Origin of the sequence: Acinetobacter sp. YH01011 (genome assembly GCF_013420785.1) — a bacterium.
GTDB lineage: Bacteria > Pseudomonadota > Gammaproteobacteria > Pseudomonadales > Moraxellaceae > Acinetobacter > Acinetobacter towneri.
The window spans coordinates 127892-148457 of sequence record NZ_VOYG01000007.1; the positions used below are offsets into that span (position 1 = coordinate 127892).

Annotated in this window: 15 protein-coding genes and 1 pseudogene; 7 read left to right on the forward strand and 9 right to left on the reverse strand. The window is 40.7% G+C overall.

Going from position 1 to position 20566, the window contains the following annotated elements:
• Positions 1–71: 71 nt before the first annotated feature.
• Positions 72–473 carry a DUF3144 domain-containing protein gene (locus FTT78_RS06565; RefSeq protein WP_004973007.1) on the forward strand — a complete coding sequence of 134 codons (402 nt, stop codon included), beginning with the start codon at positions 72–74 and terminating at the stop codon, positions 471–473.
• 141 nt (positions 474–614) lie between these two features.
• The gene (locus FTT78_RS06570) at positions 615–1679 is read left to right on the forward strand and encodes an amidohydrolase (protein WP_096901876.1); all 1065 of its coding nucleotides are present in this window, start codon (positions 615–617) and stop codon (positions 1677–1679) included.
• Between the two features lie 96 nt (positions 1680–1775).
• On the opposite strand, the gene FTT78_RS06575 is transcribed toward FTT78_RS06570, so the two are convergent.
• The 3 genes from FTT78_RS06575 to FTT78_RS06585 form a co-directional block, all read right to left on the reverse strand.
• Positions 1776–4592, reverse strand: a complete 2817-nt coding sequence (locus FTT78_RS06575) for a pitrilysin family protein (RefSeq protein WP_180043810.1) — start codon at positions 4590–4592, stop codon at positions 1776–1778.
• Positions 4593–4855: 263 nt separating this feature from the next.
• Positions 4856–5677 (reverse strand): PhzF family phenazine biosynthesis protein, encoded by an 822-nt coding sequence (locus FTT78_RS06580; protein WP_004973001.1) that lies wholly within the window; start codon positions 5675–5677, stop codon positions 4856–4858.
• 104 nt (positions 5678–5781) lie between these two features.
• Positions 5782–6342 (reverse strand): M23 family metallopeptidase, encoded by a 561-nt coding sequence (locus tag FTT78_RS06585; RefSeq protein WP_180043808.1) that lies wholly within the window; start codon positions 6340–6342, stop codon positions 5782–5784.
• A 245-nt stretch (positions 6343–6587) separates the two neighbouring features.
• Between FTT78_RS06585 and FTT78_RS06590 the strand changes: the two genes are divergently transcribed.
• On the forward strand, positions 6588–7373 hold the full coding sequence (locus FTT78_RS06590; RefSeq protein ID WP_180043807.1) for an rRNA large subunit pseudouridine synthase E: 786 nt from the start codon (positions 6588–6590) through the stop codon (positions 7371–7373).
• A gap of 95 nt (positions 7374–7468) precedes the next feature.
• Here the strand turns inward: FTT78_RS06590 and FTT78_RS06595 are convergent, their stop codons facing one another.
• Complete coding sequence (locus FTT78_RS06595) at positions 7469–9172, reverse strand: M61 family metallopeptidase (protein ID WP_180043805.1); 1704 nt, start codon at positions 9170–9172, stop codon at positions 7469–7471.
• Positions 9173–9376: 204 nt separating this feature from the next.
• On the opposite strand from FTT78_RS06595, the gene FTT78_RS06600 reads away from it, so the two are divergent.
• From FTT78_RS06600 to FTT78_RS06610, 3 genes are all read left to right on the forward strand, one after another.
• The gene (locus FTT78_RS06600) at positions 9377–10687 is read left to right on the forward strand and encodes a D-alanyl-D-alanine carboxypeptidase family protein (protein ID WP_180043803.1); all 1311 of its coding nucleotides are present in this window, start codon (positions 9377–9379) and stop codon (positions 10685–10687) included.
• 283 nt (positions 10688–10970) lie between these two features.
• The gene (slyD, locus tag FTT78_RS06605) at positions 10971–11453 is read left to right on the forward strand and encodes a peptidylprolyl isomerase (RefSeq protein ID WP_004972992.1); all 483 of its coding nucleotides are present in this window, start codon (positions 10971–10973) and stop codon (positions 11451–11453) included.
• A 254-nt stretch (positions 11454–11707) separates the two neighbouring features.
• Complete coding sequence (locus FTT78_RS06610) at positions 11708–13150, forward strand: deoxyribodipyrimidine photo-lyase (RefSeq protein ID WP_180043801.1); 1443 nt, start codon at positions 11708–11710, stop codon at positions 13148–13150.
• A gap of 82 nt (positions 13151–13232) precedes the next feature.
• On the opposite strand, the gene yaaA is transcribed toward FTT78_RS06610, so the two are convergent.
• Complete coding sequence (yaaA, locus tag FTT78_RS06615) at positions 13233–14012, reverse strand: peroxide stress protein YaaA (protein ID WP_179990676.1); 780 nt, start codon at positions 14010–14012, stop codon at positions 13233–13235.
• Positions 14013–14462: 450 nt separating this feature from the next.
• On the opposite strand from yaaA, the pseudogene FTT78_RS06620 reads away from it, so the two are divergent.
• Positions 14463–15208, forward strand: a pseudogene (locus tag FTT78_RS06620) (IS5 family transposase).
• 74 nt (positions 15209–15282) lie between these two features.
• On the opposite strand, the gene FTT78_RS06625 reads toward FTT78_RS06620, so the two are convergent.
• The 4 genes from FTT78_RS06625 to pheA form a co-directional block, all read right to left on the reverse strand.
• Positions 15283–15648 carry a hypothetical protein gene (locus FTT78_RS06625; RefSeq protein WP_004972981.1) on the reverse strand — a complete coding sequence of 122 codons (366 nt, stop codon included), beginning with the start codon at positions 15646–15648 and terminating at the stop codon, positions 15283–15285.
• Between the two features lie 135 nt (positions 15649–15783).
• Complete coding sequence (locus FTT78_RS06630; protein ID WP_154320591.1) at positions 15784–18030, reverse strand: bifunctional prephenate dehydrogenase/3-phosphoshikimate 1-carboxyvinyltransferase; 2247 nt, start codon at positions 18028–18030, stop codon at positions 15784–15786.
• Between the two features lie 3 nt (positions 18031–18033).
• On the reverse strand, positions 18034–19125 hold the full coding sequence (gene hisC, locus FTT78_RS06635; RefSeq protein WP_004972978.1) for a histidinol-phosphate transaminase: 1092 nt from the start codon (positions 19123–19125) through the stop codon (positions 18034–18036).
• A 73-nt stretch (positions 19126–19198) separates the two neighbouring features.
• Positions 19199–20308 (reverse strand): prephenate dehydratase, encoded by a 1110-nt coding sequence (gene pheA, locus FTT78_RS06640; RefSeq protein ID WP_004972976.1) that lies wholly within the window; start codon positions 20306–20308, stop codon positions 19199–19201.
• Positions 20309–20566: the final 258 nt, after the last annotated feature.

A 20566-nucleotide genomic window follows, 5' to 3' on the forward strand; every position in this document is an offset into this window, starting at 1 on the left:
AGGCAAAGGTTTTGTTTCTGCAAGGCTTTGCCTATAATGAAACATTCAGATTTTTAGCTTAGGAAAAATTCATGGTTCAAAAGATTGAAGCAACCGATGTAACCGAAGAAGAAGCATTAAATGCGGCTTTTTTTGAACGTGCCGATGAATTTATTAAACAGGCCAATGGCTTCTGTCATTTTGAAAAAGGCTCCACAGTAAAACCTGCCGAAATTCGTGGTCAGGTGAGTGCTGCCATGTTATTTGCTACTGCACGTTTTAATACTTGGGTGGCAGCCAATAATTTTAAAGATGGCAATGAAATGCGCGATGCCAAAGACCAAGTTATGTCATATATCTTGCAGCAATTTCAAATGATGCTTGAAGATAACTATGATGAATATTGCGAACAGTTTGAAAACTATTTGCGCTTCCGTCACAACGAAGAATTTCATACCCATAAACATGATCACGACCACTCGCACGATCATTAATTTTGCATATAAACAAAGCCCTACGGGGCTTTTTTATTGCGGCTAATTTTCAAACTTGTAGATTTCGATAAATAACCCTTCCCTTTTGTAACATGATGGCTTTGAATAGTGAAATAATAGCGTCATAAAAACAGGATCATTATGCAGAATCTAGGATTTGCACTCATTGATGCACATATTCATCAGTGGGATCCGTATAACACGCCACACAGCGCACGACTTGCTGTTAAGCTTTTGGGCAAGCATCCCAATTTGCTAGATAAAACCATCCGCCTGATAAAACCGAAAACACTCATTGAAACTTTGGGACGCACCGAGCACGTCACATCGCCCTATTTACCTGAGCATTATGCCCGCGACTTAGGTTTTTATACGGCTGAAAAAGTTGTGCATATTGAAGCCAATTGGCACAACCATAAAGGCAAAGGTGTAGTTGGTGAAACCGAATTTATAGAAAGTCTGGATTTTAAAAATAATGGTTTGGCTTTGGGCGCGATTGTCGCCACTGCAGACCCGCGCGATTCTAATTTTAAGAAAATTCTAAAATTACATCACAAAGCCTCTCCAAACTTCCGTGGAATTCGTAAAATGGCAGCCGTGCATGAAGATCACGGGATTTTCTCTTGGGCAGACGAACCACATTTATATCGGAACAAAAAGTTTCTAAAAGGTTTTGAAGCTTTAGCGCAATATAATTTAAGTTTTGATGCATGGACGTATTCGACCCAATTGGGCGATGTCTTGGCGCTGGCTAAACAATTTCCAGAAACTTCTATTGTACTTGACCATTTGGGCACACCTGCAGGGCTGTTCGGGCAAGTTGGCACACATACAGGCGTGACCAAAACAGCACGGGAAAACATTCTGTTTCGTTGGCAAGAAGATATTGCCGAGTTGGCACACTGTCCAAATGTTTACAGCAAAATTTCAGGGTTATTTATGCCTGTTTTAGGACATCAATTTCACTTGCAAAAACGTGAAGCCTCAAAACAGGAAATTATAGATTTAACTGCACCACTGATTCAGCATGCCTTACAAAGCTTTGGAATATATCGGTTGATGTTTGCTTCCAATTTTCCAATGGATCGAGTGAGCACGTCTTTGGTCAATTTAATTGATGCGACTAGTGATATTGTTGCGGCCTATCATCCAAATGCTTTGCAGCAAGTGTTTCATCATAATGCCAAACAGTTTTATCGTTTATAAAGCTTTAGCCAATTGAGCATAGATAGCAAACTTGAAGACAAAAAACGCATCGAAATGGATGCGTTTTTTGTATCTGCTCAAAATTAAATTGAATCTTTATTTAGACTGCGGCTTTAACGGCAGCACCTCAACATTGGCTTGACCATATTGATCGGCGGCTACTTCAAGCAAATGTTCTAAGCGTAAATATTTCTGAATCACAGCATCTACATCGGCTTTGCTGAGTTTTGCTAACGCTTGATCACGTCGCTCACGGTAACGTAAATCACGACCTTGTTCTAATTGTGGCACTAACATACGGTGGATACTGCGTTCATCTTCCAAGGCAGTCACACGTTTTTTCAAAATATCGGCTTTTGCAGCTTCAACTTCTTGCAAGCTGACACCATCACGGCGCAATTCCTGCAACACTTTATGCACCGCCTGTGACACTTGAGCCGACTTGCCTGCACTGTATTGCGCAGAAATACTGAGCGCACCCGATTGTTCAAATTCACTTAAACTCAAACCACTACTAAAACCATAAACCAATGCATTTTTTTCACGTAATTCTTGCGCCAAACGTGAAGACAATTGCGATTCGCCCAAAATATAACTCAGCACCATCATGGCAGGTGTGTCAGGATGATTTACGCCCAAAGGCAAGGTCAATAAACTTTGATAACTGCCAAATTCGCGCTGTTCTGCCAATACATGCAACTTTTTCGCAGGATATGCCGTATAGGCTGAATCTAAGCGTTGATACACTTCCGTATTACGCGATTGCCCCAAACGCTGAACTAAAGTTTTTTTAATTTGTTTCGGATCAAACTCACCTGTAATGGCAATCTGTGCATAATTCATGGCGAAAAATTGACGATATAACTGCTGCACCTGCGCTTGGGTTGCAGCTTGCAGTTGTTGCTTCGCAAATCCAGGTTCGAAGTGATAGCGTAAATCGCCCTGCGGGTAAATTTCAATTAAACGCGCCATAGTCAAAGCAGCCACAGTTTCAGGCTCGGTATAAGGTCGTTCTAAACTGGATAAACTTTGAGAACGAATTAAATCAAACTGACTTTGCTCAAAACTTGGGTTTTGCATGACATCTAAAACAAAATTAAAAAACGCATTAAACTTTTCTTTTTTTGCCACAATTTGAATATGAATCGCATTAGCATCGGCTTGTGCAAAAGCCGAACCACCTGCAGCAATTGACTGATCGGCGATGTCTTGCAAACTATGCTCTTGAGATGCACGCAGCAACAAATACGCGGTTAAATCTAAAATTTCGCCCTGCTTAAATAAAGATTGTGCCGTACCAAAATTTACCGAAATAGTGGCATAGGTTTTATCATCACGCGTTGCAGTTGGAAATAATGCATACTTGGCACCATTTTTTAAGCTGCCACGCTGAATCTTTTTTTCATTTTGAATCAAAGCTTGTTTGGATTTTTGCACATAGTCTGTCACTTCTTGCTGATAACTTTGCACGTCTTTCAACGGTGCAACAGGTGCATCTTGCTGATCTAAAGTTTTTGCTGTTTCAGCCGCTTTCTTTGCTGTAAGTGCCTGTTTTTGATCTTCAGGGGTGGGTTGAATATCCCCTATTATGCGATGTTCTGCAGTAAAAAATTGTTTTAAATGCTGATTAAGAGTATCTACATTTAACTGCTGAATATCTTGTAAATCTTGCCAGTATTGTGTCCAATTCCCCTGATAAGCCACAGCATAATCACTCAAGCGACCACCCAAAGCCACTGCATCATTCATGACACTGTCAGCCTGATTTTGAATCAAGTTTTTAACACGTTGTAACTCGGCATCATCAAAGTTTTTTGCCTGTTCGATGCTTTGATTCAAGCCAGTTTGTACTTGCTTGGCATCATGATTGGGTGCATACAAAGCCCCCATCAACACCAAATTAAAATCTTGATCTAACCATGTGCTAGACTGCACCATGGTACTTTTGCCTGTTTCTACCAGTGCTTGATACAAATGCCCACTCGGTTGCAATGTATGTAAATATGGTGACAGCACCAAAGCGGTTTTGATCTTTTCGTCATTGCCATTTAAATACAGATTAAACTTGGCCAGTTGACTGCCCTTTTGTACCACAAAATTTCGTTGCTGAATTTTGTTACTGTCTAATCGAGGCACTTGTACTTGTTTGGGAATTTGTCGTGCTGCAATTGGACTAAAATGTTGATCAATTTGTTTTAACACCGCTGCCTGATCAAACTTGCCTGTCATCACTAAAATAGCATTATTAGGCGCGTACCATGTGCGGTAAAATTGATTTAACTCCTGCATTTTAATGGATTGCAGTTCGTTTAAATCGCCAATGGGTAAGCGTCCGAAATACTGATTACCATAGGCCGATTTCCACACCTGATCTAACAAGACTGAAAACGGTTGATCCATACGCACTTCGCGTTCACGCTTTACAATCGCAATTTCGGCAGGCACATATTTTTCCTGCATGACCAATTTATCCATGCGTTCCGCTTCAAGATAAATCATCTCATTGACGGCGCGAGTTTCAGGACGAATGATGTTGGTGTATTTAGTCGAGTAATAGTCGGTGCTGGCATTGTGCATTAAACTATATTGATCTAAACGGCGCTGAAACTCCTCGGCAGGTACGTTTTCTGTACCTTTAAATGCCAAATGTTCCAACAAGTGTGCCAAACCACCTTTGCCTTGTGGATCATTCAATGAACCCGTTAAATACACCATATTCATAAAGACTTTATTTTCTTTCTGATTGGGTGCCAAAATGACTTTTAAGCCATTATCAAGTTGATATTCTTGTATTTCTTGCTGAGATTTTACTAAAACTGGCTGGGCGAAAACCACGCCATTGAATGCCAGTACACATAAAGATAAAGTGAGGGTTTTAAAACGTAGCAACTTCTTTTTCCCGATTGATTTCATTCTATTTTTGATTTGCCATCGAAAATGGCAATTTTCAACTTGAGCTTAACAGCATACCAAGCTGCGATTAAATCAACCGTAAAAATTTGCAAAATATATGATTTAAACCAAGCAAAACTTGCAAACTACTCTCATCTCAGCTTTTTTCCAATAAAGAAAGATGAAAACTCAATATGACAAAAATAAAGCAATGATCAATCGTAAATTTGACTATGCATTTGATCATTTTTAAAGGATGAAAGAAATCTAATGCAGGACATAGTTTAAATCATGATTTCGCCCTGCAAATATAGCTGTGCATAACCTGAAATTTCGATACGACCATTAGGCAACATCTTGCAATACAGTATGCCACCTCGGGCTGAAGCCTGATAAGCCACAAGTTCAGTTTGCTGCAATTTTTCTGCCCAAAGTGGTGCAATTGCAGTATGAATTGAGCCTGTAACAGGGTCTTCTGCAATGCCCATAGCGGGTGCGAAATAACGCGACACACAGTCATACTGTGCATTTTTAGAAGCAGTAATCGCAACATCATCACTCGACTGTGCTGTGATAGCTGTACGCAATTGTCCCAATTGTTTTAATAATTCAAGATTCGGCTGTTCATCTAGCACATCTTGTACCGATTCATACTCCACAATATAAGCTTGCGCATTGATATAGACATTTTTAAATGGTTTAGTCAAAGCTTGGCGTAAAATATCGGGATAATCTTCAACTTTCTGGGCAGCGCGTATCGGGAAATTCATGCAAATTTTGCCATCTTGCTGTTGCTGAACTGTAAAAATCCCCAAATTTTTCACATGAAATTGAATTGTATTTGCCTCTGTATAATCCTTAAATAAAACAAAGCTGCTGGCAAGTGTGGCATGTCCGCAAAAATCGACTTCTGTTATGGGGGTAAACCAGCGGATTTCAAAGTTTTCTGCATCTATCATTTTGACAAAAGCGGTTTCGGACAGATTATTTTCCAATGCGATATTTTGCATTAAATCATCAGCTAACCATGTTTTACTCACAAGCACGGCGGCGGGATTGCCTTTAAACAATTCATGGCTGAAAGCATCAACTTGGTAAATTTTCATGATTAAATGGTTTGTCCTAAAAATAATGACGGCTACCTAATATGAATAGGCTTGAAACATAAATGCTAAAAATATGTCATATTTATAAAATATTAGAGCTGAGGTTAGCGTGAACTTGCTAGTAAATATAGATAAGGATTCACAGCCCCATGCCCGCGTAGATAAATGCCATAATGCAAATGTGGCGGCGTGTTTTGGGCATTGCCTGACGTGCCAACAAAACCAATAACTTCACCAGCTTCAACCCAGTCTCCCACATGAATATGTTCGGCATAATCATCAAGGTGTGCATAATAATGTTGGCTTAATGCAGGCCCAGTAATCCAAATGACTTTTCCACCTAAGCGGTCTAAACCAATTTTATGCACAACGCCATCTGTCGCCGCAATGACGGCTGTACCACGCACCGCAAAAATATCAGTCCCCTGATGCTTTCGCCCTTCACTGCGTGCTGCCCCCCAGGTATCTTGTATTTGAGCAAAATTTACACCTTTCACTGGAATTTGTAGTGGAGTCACTGCGAATTCAGTTTGTTGCAATTTCCAGTATAAATACGGGGTTTGAATTCCTGCAGACTTGCCAGACACGGGTGGCTGACATGCACTAAGCAAAGCCAGCATTGAAAAGCTAAAGAAGAGTATAAAGCACCAATGACCTTGTTGCATAACATCCTAATTTATATTCATACACGTTTATCTTAATTTTATGCATTATAGATGCCTAGTCTGTTTCTGTAGTTTAATGCACACACACAAAAATAATTGTCTTTAAGCAATACTTTCCCCTATTCTTATCGCATAATAGACCCATCTTAAACACACTGTATTTGCGATTTAATTGGAAATCGCCCGTTTTTCCTTTTAAATACTCTCAATTTTCCCAATTTGTTGAATTTAAAGAAGCACTTCTTATGAAAATCGTCATCTTAAATAAACCATATGACGTTCTCTCTCAATTCCGTGAAGATGAAAAACATCTCACCATGTCGGCTTTTGTAGATGATCCAGACTTACGTTTAGCTGGGCGTTTAGATATGGATTCGGAAGGCTTGGTATTTTTGACTGATCATGGCGGCTTGAATCAGTTTATTACCAATCCAGCCAATAAAAAATACAAAACCTATTTGGTTCAAGTCGATGGTGATGTCACTGAAGATGCCTTAGCACAATTGCGTAAAGGCGTAGAACTGAAAGATGGAATAACTTTACCTGCGCAAGCGTATAAAGTCGATGAGCCTGAATGGTTGTGGGAGCGTGATCCTCCTGTACGTTTCCGTGCTTCTGTACCTACTTCGTGGATTGAAATTTCAATTTGTGAAGGTCGCAACCGCCAAGTACGTCGTATGACGGCTGCGGTTGGTTTTCCAACTTTGCGTTTAATTCGTACCAAAATTGGTTCAATTGATTTGGTGCAATTGGGTTTACAGCCTGGTGAAACCAAAGAAATTGAACCGTTGTTGTATCCTGATTTTAAAGATGTGCCTGCTGCTGAACCGTATCGCTCGCGTTCTTATGTGAAAAAACCTGGTGGTACGGGTGGCAAGCCAATCCATCAAAAGAAAAATAAAGATGGCACTACCAAGAAAAAATCAGGTACGCCACGTATTTGGCAAATGGAAGAAAGTGAGAAACCTCGTCGTAAGACCAATGGTACTACACGCCCTAATACCAAAAGCCGTGGACGTCGGGCACGTTAATGAGTTGGTGAGTCAAAACTCAACTTGTTCAAGATACAAAAATGGATGCCGAAGCATCCATTTTTTTATAGCTGAACTTTAAATTAAACTTTAACTCAGCCTTTTAACCACTGTTCTACTTTTGCCTGATCTGTAACGCTTAATGCCACTTCTGGCAATTCAATCTGCGCAGCATTCAGTTCAAAAGTCATCAACTCATCACGGCGGAATGCATGAACAGTATAAGCTGCATCCTGTTTGGCATATTGCTCAAGTGATTTTACAGATGCCTTTAAGCCATCAATCGCAACAATCACATCAAGCGCAGAAAGTCCTGCTTTTGCCGCAGCACCTTCACGATGGGCAGCTTGTACCAACACCCCTTCAGGTTTATCTGCCAATTTTAAACCAAACGGCAAAGACTTATCCTGTTTTAGCTGATAATCAACGCCAAATTCAGGCAATAACTGATCGAGCGGCAATTCATCAGTCGTGTTAATTAAATGATGGATTTGCTCCGACCAATCATCTCCTGTCAATTCTTTACATAATTCAAAGATAGTGCGCTCATGCACTTGAATGCCCTGTTGCGCATTAGCGTACAATTTCTGCATTAAGGCATCTAAGCTTGAACCACGTAAACGCAAGCCCAAATCTAAACATAAAGCCACCAAACAGCCTTTGTTATAGTAGCTGGTTCCTGCATTGTTCGAGTTTTCATCTTGACGATAGAACTTAACCCAAGCATCAAAACTAGATTCTGCTACCGTTTGAATCGCACGACCCGGATTTTGCAAATAACGATCAATTTGTGCTTTGAGCAACTCCAAATAAGCCGCCAGATCAATTACACCACTACGCAGCAATAACAAATCATCGTAATAAGACGTAAAGCCTTCAAAAATCCATAACAGCGATGTATAACCTTCCTGATTCAGATCATAATTCACAAAGCTTTCAGGACGAATGAATTTCACCAACCAACTATGAAAATACTCATGGCTGCACAGACCTAAAAAGCGCTGATAATCTTTAGAAGGTTGTTCAGGTTCGTTAGCTTTCGGCAAATCATCACGAGGTGTAATTAAACTGGTACTGTTTGGATGCTCTAAACCGCCATAGCTATTGCCTGTTGCCATGGTCATAAAGGTATAGTTTTCAAATGGCGCAGAACCAAACATGGTAATTTGTGTAGCACAAATTTTTTCAATATCTTGCTGCATACGCGCAGCGTTCATTGCATGTTTGCCCGAAACCACAAATTCGTGTGGAATATCTGCTGCGGTAAAACTAAAACGGGTTTGTTCTGCCAATTCAAACGGTGCATCAATCAGTTCGGCATAGTTTTTGGCTTTTAAGGTATAACGCCCTTTCACCAAACTTTTTGCTGCCAAACCTGTCGCAAGCTGAAAATGCTTCAGCTCGTCTGGTAAAAATAATTCAACTTCAATAGCTTTATCTTCTTGCCCATCTAAGCCCAAACAGGCACAGGCAGGATTGACGTATAAACGGGTTTGATCGACATAAGCGCCACGCACTGACAAATCATAAGCGTAGACATCATATTCCACCGTAATCAATTCATGATCGGTGTTAAATAAGCGCCATTTATTCTTTTCAAATTTCTGAATTTTGAGGATACGCCCCGCTTCATCATAAGCACGTACCGACTCAAGATGTTTGGAAAATTCACGAATTAAATAGCTGCCTGGAATCCAAGTGGGTAGAGATAAAACCTGAGTAGGATTAGCCAAAAAACGCACGGTGACATGCATAAGATGCTGACGATAATCGTCAAATTCGATTTGATAATGCAACATAATGGGCAATACAAAATGTATAAATAAGAACTTGGCCACAAGCTTAACATTTTTTTAGCATTTGATGCGTCAAGACGAGATTTGTCTGCATTTATGGCTAGCCAACTGCGCAAAAAAGGCATAGCATTCCCTAGTCTATTGACATTGTTTTTGCTGCTTAAAACCATTGTGACACCAATGGATTGGTGTAAATAAGGAACTTCTTTGAAACGTGTTATCTATCTGATTGCGCTGCTCTGTTGGCTATACAGCGCAATCACGCATGCCGCATTATTGAATATTCAAGCTGAAAGTGTCGAAGCCGAAGCATGGGCAATTTTAGACCCACAATCTGGGCAAGTGATTGCAGAGCACAATAGTCACGTACAACGTGCACCTGCTTCACTCACTAAAATGATGGTGGCTTATATTGTGCTCAAAGATATTCAGGCAGGTAAATTAGACCGAGATGAAATCTTGACCGCAACACCTGTGGTGCAGCAAGTGATGTGGGATGAATCACAAATGTATCTAAAAGCAGGTGAGCAGATTTCGATAGATCAGCTATTGGCAGGCTTAATTATTATGTCTGCTAACGATGCTGCACTCACTTTAGGTGAACGTGTTGCAGGTGGTGTGCCGCAGTTTATTGCCCGAATGAATCAGGAAGCGCAAGCTTTGGGCATGCAAGATACACATTTTCAGAATCCGTCTGGTGTGACTATGCCTAGTCATTATTCTTCTGCGGCAGATATGGCACGTTTAGCACAAGCGATAGTGACTGAAACACCCGATTATTTGGCTTATTCAAAACAAACTAGTTTTACCTACAATCAGCACTTTCACCGTGCGACCAATATATTATTAAAACAAGACCCAAGTGTAGATGGGTTAAAAACAGGCTTCACCAAAGCTGCAGGCTACAACCTTGCCTTAACTGCAAACCGCCCAACATTGGATAGTGCTGCACCTGAGCGTCGTTTAGTGGTGGTGGTGATGGGAACCAAGAGTGCGCAAAAACGTGCTGAAGTGGCACATCAATTATTAAATTTAGCTTATAGCTATACCCGTAATGAAGTCGCGATTAAACCCAAACAAATGATTGCAGAATTGCCTGTGGTGAAATCGACCTTACGCATGTTTAAGATTGAAAGCAGTCAGCCAAAGTTTGTAACGACATCACTGTATGAACAGCCACATGCAATTAACTTGGCGCAGTTTGATCAAAGCACTCAACGTCTACAACTTACGAATGCACAAGGTGGATTAGAAACACTTGAACCTGCACAGCGTACACAAACGCATGTCAATATTGAGTTGTCTGAAAAATTGCTGACTGCGCCATTGGCACAGGTCATGAAACTGGCCACCGTACACGTTTATCAAAATAATCAATTGATTAATAGCTTTGCGATTGAGGAACAGGTCAACATTGTTGAAGCCAATATTTTTGAAAGAATCATGATGTGGTTTGGTAGTTTGTTTAATTTCTTTAGTCATCAACCTGTAGAAGATGAGAAAACTTCACTCGGTTAGAAGCCGAGGATCCTCAAGAATTAAATATCACCAAGATGGGCAATGTCCCATCTTTTTTATTGTCATCGACACATCATACAAAGGGCTTAAAATGAGCCTGCAATAAAATCTGCAAATTTATAGGTATGACGCATAAATTTGCATTGAAATTATAAAAATTGCCCCGATTAACTAAAAAATGTCATAAAAAACTCGGAAAAGTGAAGAATTTGCAGAAATGTCTATAACAAATTCCACGTTTCACTTTATGATGTACCCTTAAAAAATTGAATGGATCAATAACATGACTGCTATTGCAAATGACCTCGTGGTTTCTTTCCACTACACATTGACTAACGCAGAGGGTGAAACTCTCGACAAATCTCAAGGTGAACCACTTGCCTATTTGCATGGTGCAGGTAACATCATCCCTGGTTTAGAAAAAGCGTTAGAAGGTAAAACAGTAGGTGAAAAATTTACTGTAAACGTACCTGCAGCTGAAGGTTATGGCGAATACAACCCAGACTTAGTACAAGAAGTTCCTGCACAAATGTTCCAAGGTGTAGACAACATCCAAGCGGGCATGCAGTTCCAAGCGCAAACTGATGATGGCGTTCAAATCGTAACTGTAAAAGCAGTTGAAGGTGACAACGTAATTGTTGATGCAAACTTCCCACTTGCTGGTCAAGATTTAACGTTTGAAGTAGAAATCGTTGAAATCCGTGAAGCTTCTCAAGAAGAATTAGATCACGGTCACGTACACGGTGCGGGTGGTCATCACCACTAAGATCAGTATTGATCGAAGCAAAAGGCAAAGTATTTTTACTTTGCCTTTTTTGTTTGTCATTCTAAAATTCAGGATAAGCACATGACTGAAAGATCCTTTCAGGCAGACTATTGCGGAAAGATCATTACAGGAAAAATCAACACAGCACATTGTCGTTTTATTGGACAATTAAACCCTTCGCATTTAAGACAATTTTACCCAGTCATGCTTATAATGAAGTCACCTTTCTAGCGCTCACATCAAGCATTCTTCCCATGCAAAACTATAATTTAGTTTGGTTCCGACAAGATTTAAGAATTTCAGATCACACCGCACTTTGGCATGCTAGCCAAGCAGGAGCTTGTATTGGCGTGGTGGTTCTTTCGCCTCAGCAATATCGTTTACATCACGATGCGCCCATTAAAATTGACTTTTACTTGCGTCAATTAAATGCACTAAAAGACGAACTCGCACAACTCAATATCCCACTGATTGTTCAAATCACGCCATCTTGGGCTGACATTGCACAAACGCTGCTCCAACTATGCCATACATTGAAGGACTCTCATCCGATTCAAAATATTTATGCCAATATTGAATTGGGAGTGAATGAGCTAAAACGTGATCTTGAAGTTCAACAAACCTTGAACCAACACGGTCAGGACTTGGTGTTGTACCATGACCGCACGCTTTTTCCCGTGGGTACGGTGCGCAATCAGAGCATGAAACCGTATCAGGTATTCAGCGCATTTAAAAAATATGCCTATCAACAGTTGAATGTCAGTATTCCGCGTTGCTTTCCTCAGCCGCAACCACAACTCCCCATCCAACTTCCTGAACAATATCTCTCTACAGTACCAAGTTTAGAACACTTAGGTTTCGACCCGCTTCCAACGGCACAACAAAATTTATGGGCAGTCACGGAACAACATGCACAGCACTTGTTAGATGATTTTACACGTGAAAAAATGCAGGATTATCAGCAACAGCGTGATTTTCCTGCGTTGTCTGGTACCAGCCAATTATCTGCGTATTTAAACTGTGGCATTCTCTCCATTCGGCAATGTCTGGCTGCGGTTTTTGCGCATTCACAAGGGCATTTTCATCTCGAAAATGCAGGACAACAAACTTGGTTAGATGAATTACTTTGGCGTGAGTTTTATCAACATATTTTGTTTGATTATCCCAAAGTTTCCAAGCACCGTCCTTTTAAAGATCAGACCGCACAGGTGGCGTGGCGCAATGATCCTGCAGGTTTAGCAGCATGGCAGCACGGAAAAACAGGCATTCCCATTGTGGATGCAGGCATGCAACAACTTTTGCAAACGGGCTGGATGCATAATCGAGTCAGAATGATTTGCGCGATGTTTTTGTGTAAAAACTTATTGATTGACTGGCGCTTGGGCGAACAGTGGTTTATGCAACATTTAATTGATGGTGATTTGGCTGCCAATAACGGTGGCTGGCAATGGTGTGCCTCGACTGGTACAGATGCAGTGCCCTATTTTAGGATTTTCAACCCTGTGAGCCAATCACAAAAGTTTGACCCCAATGGTGATTATATTCGCACATGGCTACCTAAACTGGCTCATTTAGATGCCAAAAATATTCATGAACCATATGCGAAAAATCCAAATCTAAAACTGGATTATCCGCATCCAATTGTAGATTTAAAACTTAGCCGATTACGTGCCATAGAAGCCTTTAAACAGCTTTAAGAGTACAAACAGGAGATTGGTCAGTCTCGCCCCCATCTGCCATAGGTTAGCATGATGGGAGATTCAACGATTAAACCGACAGTTAGGCGGCTTGCTCGTCACGTTTAAAGACCAATTCGCCTTTTAAAGAACTGTCTGCATCGAAATAATAACCTTCACTATTGAATGCTTTTAAGTCTTCTGCGCGTTCTAATTTATTCTCGATGATAAAACGTGCCATCAAACCACGGGCTTTTTTGGCATAAAAACTGATGACTTTATATTTACCATTTTTCTGATCTAAAAATACAGGTTTAATAATTTCAGCCTGAATTTTTGCTTCCTGCACCGACTTATAATATTCATCGGAAGCTAGATTAACTAATAATGCCGACTGGTTATGTTTTAAATCTTGGTTAATTAAATTGGTGATGATATCGCCCCAGAAACGATACAAATTTTCACCGCGCGCATTATGCAACTTAGTGCCCATTTCCAAACGATACGGCATCATTAAATCTAAAGGACGCAATAAGCCATATAAGCCAGAAAGCATACGCAGGTGTTGTTGAGCAAACTCAATCTCTGCAGCAGATAAACTATAAGCATCTAAGCCTGTGTACACATCACCTTTAAAGGCAAACATGGCCTGACGTGCATTGGCAAGATCAAACTCTGCTTGCCAGTCACGAAAACGCTCGACATTCAAAGTGGCAATTTTTTCACTGACACTCATTAAACTGGCAATTTCTGTAGCAGAAAGTTTACGTGCTACATCAATTAACTCTTGTGAATGTTGAAGTAATCTAGGTTGAGTATATTCATCGCTTGGTAATGCAGTTTCATAATCTAAAGTCTTGGCTGGAGAAATTAAAGCGAGCATAAACCACCTAAATAAAAAATACTGCGCTCACTATAGCAGCAGCTTTCAACAAACTCCAATGCGTGTTTTTGTTTAACCCTATCGGAAAAACACGTTGCGTTGTATTGCTAGAAGATGATCTCTTAGATCAATCCAACGTGGAGGCTGAGGTGCTTTTATTTCAGTGTCTGCTTTAAAAAAACATTGATTCACTCTGATCAGTTGAGCTTATTTTTTTTATAGTACTTGCAACATTTCTCTAGGCAATAAAAAACCCACTTAACTCTCCCAAATTAAGCGGGTTAAATAAAAATTATTTTGTTGTATTGTTCTTGCTGCTTAATATACGGTTGCGATGTGTCATTTAGATGACATTTCAATTAAAAAATGAATAGGATCTGTTGACATTTGCTGTATAAAAAAATAGCGAGATAGTAAAATTCAATCGCCAAACCAAATTCACTACTCGCTATACCTCGTACAATGTTGAATGATCAACACTGGTCTAAGTTAAAAGCTATTCTCGCAATTTTAATATTTATCTCAAATCAAATTTGAGAAATTTTTTTGAGGCAATCCTATATCGTATTAGAACAGGACGCCCTTCAAGAGATTTACCCGAGGTTTTTGGTAATCCAAACTCAATTTTTAAAAAGTACAATCGCTGGTCTAATAAAGATAAGATAATGAAAATATTTAAAATATTCTCAGAGAACGCTGATCGTGAATGGATATTTATTGATGCTACTCATGTTAGAGCACACCAACATTCAGCAGAAATCCCTAATCAGGATATTTCAAAAAGTGTTGGGGGTAATAATTCTAAAATTCACTTAGCTGTTGACTCTCACGGTAACCCGATCGAATTTATTATTTCAGATGGAACCACCCATGATGTCAAAGTTGCCCCTATTTTAGTCGAACAATTAGATTTAACTGACACTGAAATAGTCTGTATGGATAAAGGCTATGATTCTGAAATATTAAGAGAGCAGATTAAAAATTAAAGTGCTAAAGCGAATATACCGAAGAAATCAAACACGAAATCAAGTAATGATCATATGGACTGGTATTTATATAAAATCAGACACTTAGTTGAGAATGCTTTTTGCCGTTTGAAGCAATTCCGAGGAATTGCTACACGGTTTGATAAACTAAAGCGAAACTTTCGAAGCGCAGTTGCCTTAGCTTGTATTTATCTGTGGCTGCCTTTATGAAATGTCAACAGACCCTATTTTTAATTTAAAAATCAAGTATAAATTTTAAACATCCAACGTCTTTGCAGCTTGGTTTAACCTTTCCATTCAAACTCACTAAAAGATTGGTCTTCTTTCAGAGTATTTTCTACCGCTTGCGCCAATTGATTTAATAAACTTTGCTCGGTAATTCGTTCTAGCCAGTCTTGTTCCTCATTTGGGTATGAAGTAATTTCACAAACAAGATGCCCATCTTCACCACGGCTTTGACAGTTTACTGCCAAAGGCAGCGCATGTTGATCTACACTTACAGCGACTTGTGCACCACTCTGCGGCAACGTTTGAAAGCCATAATGAGATAAGTTTTGTGAAAGTAAATTCGCCACATAATTCTGTGCCAGAGTGCAATCTTGTAACTCTTGTTTATTTTCACAATTCGCCATAAATTTTAATTTGCGCATGCTCGAACCCAAAGGCTTTTTTCTTGTATGGGTTTAGCATAAGCAATAAAACGCAAACAGCCAAGCAAAAGCTTGGCTGTTTCAGCATAAAGTCTAGGCTTTGCGACTCTTCATCGCAGCCCCTATCGTTTTGGCTTATTCTGTCACTTGAATATTCAGACCTGCCACACCTGCAAGCTCAGTAAAGGTAGGGAAACTTGTTGCTACTGTTTCTGTACCTACAATTTTAATTTCACCAGAAGTACGCAAGCCTGCCATAGAGAAACTCATGGCGATACGATGGTCATGATGTGATTCAATCTCGCCGCCTGTAAATATCGCTGACCAGTCGCCTGCTTTGCCTTTACCCTGAATGATGATGCCATCGTCAGTTGGTGTGCAGTCAATGCCCATGGTTTTTAAACCATCTGCCATCACTTGAATACGGTCTGATTCTTTTACGCGCAATTCTGCAGCACCTGTCAGTACAGTTTGACCTTCAGCACAAGCTGCAGCAATGAACAATGCAGGAAATTCATCAATTGCCAATGGCACTTGATCTTCAGGAACATGAATCCCTTTTAAAGTACGTGAACCACGAATACGAATATCTGCAATTGGTTCACCGCCTGCAATACGTTCATTTTCCACGCTCAGGTCTGCACCCATTTGTTTCAGAATTTCAATCACACCTGTACGGGTTGGGTTAATGCCCACCGCTTCTAAGGTTACATCTGAATTTTCTGTAATGGCTGCACCCACCATGAAGAATGCCGCAGATGAAATATCAGAAGGTACTTGAATATCTGTACCCACCAATTTACCGCCGCCTTGCAATGAAATACGGTTACCTTCAGTTTTCACTTCATAACCAAATGCTCGTAACATACGTTCGGTATGGTCACGCGTTGGTTCAGGCTCAGTCACTGAAGTTTCACCTTCTGCCCAAAGCCCTGCCAATAAAATACCAGATTTCACCTGTGCAGATGCCATTGGCAAATCATAGTGAATACCTTTCAGCGCTTGCGCACCTGTAATCGATACTGGCGGTGTGCCACGTTCACCCGTCGTTTGAATTTGTGCACCCATTTCACGCAATGGTTTAGCAATACGTTCCATTGGACGCTTGGTCAGTGACGCATCACCTGTCATAACAGAATCAAACTGCTGTGCAGATAACATGCCTGCCAACAAACGCATAGATGTGCCTGAGTTACCCATATAAATTGGGCCTGCAGGTGCTTTTAAACCTTGCATACCTACGCCATAAATGGTGACCTCACCATTTTTAGGGCCTTCAATGCTCACACCCATATCACGAAATGCTTGCAAAGTCGCCAATGCATCTTCACCTTCAAGGAAACCTGTCACATGCGTAGTGCCTTCGGCAATTGCACCAAACATAATTGAACGATGTGACACAGATTTGTCACCCGGTACGGTAAATTTACCTTGGAAAGTCTTAGCACCTGGCAAAATCGTAAATTGTTGTGTCACGTTATTGTTCTCCATAAAAGGTTTCTTGGCGAGCATATGATTAAAATGCTGTCGTGCCGCTTGTGCATGTCCAAGCAAGCCCATTAAAGCATGCGAGTCTTCTTGTTCAATCAGTTGGCGAATAATCGCGAGTTGACTTTCAAAGCCATCCACCGCTTTTAACAATGCAGTTTTATTGGCCAAGAAAATGTCATGCCACATTTGTGGATCGCTGGCAGCAATACGTGAGAAGTCACGAAAGCCACCTGCAGCATAGCGGAAAATGTCTAAATTATCTTCCCGATTTGCCAATTGTTCGACCAAATTAAAGGCCATTAAATGTGGAAGATGACTGGTATACGCCAATACCTCATCATGTTTTTCCACATCCATGCAAATTACTTCGGCTTTGGCGCTTTCCCACATTTGAATCAGTTTATTGACTGCCCACGGCGCACTGCTTGGCAATGGTGTCAAAATGACTTTGTGATTGGCAAATAAATCAACCTTGCCTGCATGCACGCCTGTATGCTCTGCCCCAGCAATTGGATGCCCGGGTACAAAACCTGCAGGTAAATGTTCTCCAAAAACCGCTTTGGCTGCAGCCACGACACTGCCTTTGGTGCTGCCTACATCGGTCAGAATTACATTATCTGCCAAATGTGGCTGAATTAATCGCAAGACTTTTTCTGTGGCTTGCACAGGTAGCGCCAACACCACTAAATCTGCGCCTTGTACCGCATCTACAGGATTGTTAAAGCCTTGTTCAATTAATCCTAATTCCAAAGCATCTTGCAGCGTTTTTTCAGAACGGGTCGATGCCACAATATGCCGACTTAAGTTTTCTGCCAGCATTACACGTGCCAAACTCGAGCCTATTAGCCCGAGTCCGATAAATGCAACTTTTTCAAACAATGGTTGCGCCATGTTTTATGCCTTCGCTTCCTTGCCCAATACTTTGGCTAATGCACGCAAGAACTTGGCATTTTCTGCTTCTGTGCCAATTGAAACACGTAAATGGGTCGTAATACCCACAGGACGTACAATTACACCTTCTTTCAATAAGGCATTAAAAGTTTGACCCGGATCGGCTTCTACATCTACCAAAATAAAGTTAGCACGTGAAGGCACATAATTCAGACCCAATGCTTTAAAGCCTGCTTCCAATTGCGCCATGCCTGCTTTGTTGGCAATACGTGATTTTTCGATAAAATCTTCGTCTTTTAATGCCGCAACCGCAGCCACCATTGCCAAGTGATTGACGTTAAATGGTTGACGAATACGGTTTAAATAATCGGTCACTTCTGCAGAAGCTAAAGCAAAACCAACGCGCAGCGCCGCCAAACCATAGCACTTAGATAAAGTACGGCTCACGATTAAGTTTGGATATTGCTCAAGGAATTTAAGGCTATTGAAGTTCTCTGGAAAATATTCCACATAGGCTTCATCTAATACCACAATCACCCGTGCAGGAACTTTTTGCATAAAGGCTTCAAATTCAGCCTCTTCAAACCATGTGCCTGTTGGGTTATTTGGGTTGGCAATAAAGATTAACTTGGTGTTGTCTTGAATTGCTGCCGCCATAGCATCCAAGTCATGTGAAAAACCTTTGGCAGGCACTTCAATCGCTTGAGCATTAATCGCTTGCGTTACCAAAGCATATACTGCAAAGGCATGTTGGCTGTACAACACTGAATCTTGATCTGAAACGAATGCGCGAGCAAACATTTCTAGCAAATCGTTTGAACCATTGCCCAAAGTAATACGGTCATGCGCAAAGCCAAATTGTTTTTGAATTTGGTCTTTTAAAATAAAACCACCACCATCTGGATAGCGACCAATTTCAGCAATTTCTGCTGCAACGGCTTCTTTGACTTTGTCTGAACAGCCCAATGGGTTTTCATTTGAAGCAAGTTTGACGATATCTGTAATCCCCAACTCACGCTCAAGTTCACTGATTGGTTTACCTGGTTGATAAGGCTTTAACTTCGAGATGCCTTCATTGGCTGGGACAAACGACATTTTACACTTCCAGTTGACTAGGTGGTGAATGTGGCGCGCATGACAAACATGCACACCACTAAATTAAATACGGTTATAACACGGCAGCAGGATAAGAACCCAAGACACGAATTTCTTTCACCAATGGACGGATTTCTTCAATCGCTGCACGTACATTGTCTTGCTCGACATGCCCTTCTAGGTCAATGAAGAATACATAGGCCCATTTTTCAGGCAAGGCAGGACGTGTTTCAATACTGGTCAAGCTAATATTGTGCTTCGCAAATGGTGCAAGAATCTCAAGCAATGCCCCTGCGCGGTCATGTGCAGACACCAACAATGAAGTTTTATCATTGCCACTTGGTGGAACTTTCTCACGACCAATCACCAAGAAACGTGTGGTATTTTCTGGGTTATCTTCAATATTGCTATGTAAAATTTCGAGTTCGTAAATATTGGCCGCAATTTCAGAAGCAATTGCAGCAGAATGCCATTCATTACGAATACGGCGCGCTGCTTCTGCATTGGAGCTGAGTGCCACACGTTCTACACCCGGATAATGCACATCTAACCATTTACGGCATTGTGCCAAAGTTTGCTGATGCGCATAAATTTGTTTAATGCTGTCTTTACGAGTGTTTTCTGACACAAGGAATTGGTGATGAATACGCAATTCTACTTCACCAATCACATTTAATGGCGATGATTTAAAGCAATCTAAAGTATGGTTCACCACACCTTCAGATGAGTTTTCGACAGGCACTAAACCATAGTGCGCACTACCTGCTTCCACTTCACGGAAGACTTCATCAATAGTAGGCAAAGGACGCACAATCGCGTCTTGACCAAAATGTTTAAGTACTGCGGAATGCGTATAAGTACCAATTGGCCCTAAAAACGCAATACTTTGTGGCGCTTCAAGTGCCAAACATGCCGACATAATTTCACGGAATAAACGTGCCATGGTCACATCAGACAACGGCCCTTCGTTGCGTTCCATAACATTACGTAAAACTTGCGCTTCACGTTCAGGACGGTAAAACAACGGGCTCTCTTCTGCTGCAAATTTTGCTTTCGCCACCGCTTCAGCAAGTCGTGCTCGACGGTTAATCAGCTGCTGAATCTGTTGATCTACAGAGTCAATATCTTCACGGATTTTAGCGAGATCAAGAGAAGTCGTTGTGTTCTGATCGTCTTGGATCATTGTTATGTCGCCCTTCATAAACATTTTGCAAATAGTATAACAATAGTTAGCTTTCAAATGTTGCGCAATACAACTTTCAGTGTTTCAGATTTAAAAACATACAGTTGATCAAAGCATCACCAATCTATACATTTAAGCCGCAACTTTGCACAACGTACCGCTTAAAACTGGGCAACTATGCTTTTCTTTTTTGCATCTCTAATTCTAAGCGGTGTAATTTTATTTTTAAGTGTAATTATCAATCAGCTCATTGCTTTT

Coding starts and splice junctions, on each gene's coding strand:
- FTT78_RS06565 (WP_004973007.1), top strand. CDS start 72: ATGGTTCAAAAGATTGAAGCAACCGATGTAACCGAAGAAGAAGCATTA.
- FTT78_RS06570 (WP_096901876.1), top strand. CDS start 615: ATGCAGAATCTAGGATTTGCACTCATTGATGCACATATTCATCAGTGG.
- FTT78_RS06575 (WP_180043810.1), bottom strand. CDS start 4,592: ATGAAATCAATCGGGAAAAAGAAGTTGCTACGTTTTAAAACCCTCACT.
- FTT78_RS06580 (WP_004973001.1), bottom strand. CDS start 5,677: ATGAAAATTTACCAAGTTGATGCTTTCAGCCATGAATTGTTTAAAGGC.
- FTT78_RS06585 (WP_180043808.1), bottom strand. CDS start 6,342: ATGCAACAAGGTCATTGGTGCTTTATACTCTTCTTTAGCTTTTCAATG.
- FTT78_RS06590 (WP_180043807.1), top strand. CDS start 6,588: ATGAAAATCGTCATCTTAAATAAACCATATGACGTTCTCTCTCAATTC.
- FTT78_RS06595 (WP_180043805.1), bottom strand. CDS start 9,172: ATGTTGCATTATCAAATCGAATTTGACGATTATCGTCAGCATCTTATG.
- slyD (WP_004972992.1), top strand. CDS start 10,971: ATGACTGCTATTGCAAATGACCTCGTGGTTTCTTTCCACTACACATTG.
- FTT78_RS06610 (WP_180043801.1), top strand. CDS start 11,708: ATGCAAAACTATAATTTAGTTTGGTTCCGACAAGATTTAAGAATTTCA.
- yaaA (WP_179990676.1), bottom strand. CDS start 14,012: ATGCTCGCTTTAATTTCTCCAGCCAAGACTTTAGATTATGAAACTGCA.
- FTT78_RS06625 (WP_004972981.1), bottom strand. CDS start 15,648: ATGCGCAAATTAAAATTTATGGCGAATTGTGAAAATAAACAAGAGTTA.
- FTT78_RS06630 (WP_154320591.1), bottom strand. CDS start 18,030: ATGGCGCAACCATTGTTTGAAAAAGTTGCATTTATCGGACTCGGGCTA.
- hisC (WP_004972978.1), bottom strand. CDS start 19,125: ATGTCGTTTGTCCCAGCCAATGAAGGCATCTCGAAGTTAAAGCCTTAT.
- pheA (WP_004972976.1), bottom strand. CDS start 20,308: ATGATCCAAGACGATCAGAACACAACGACTTCTCTTGATCTCGCTAAA.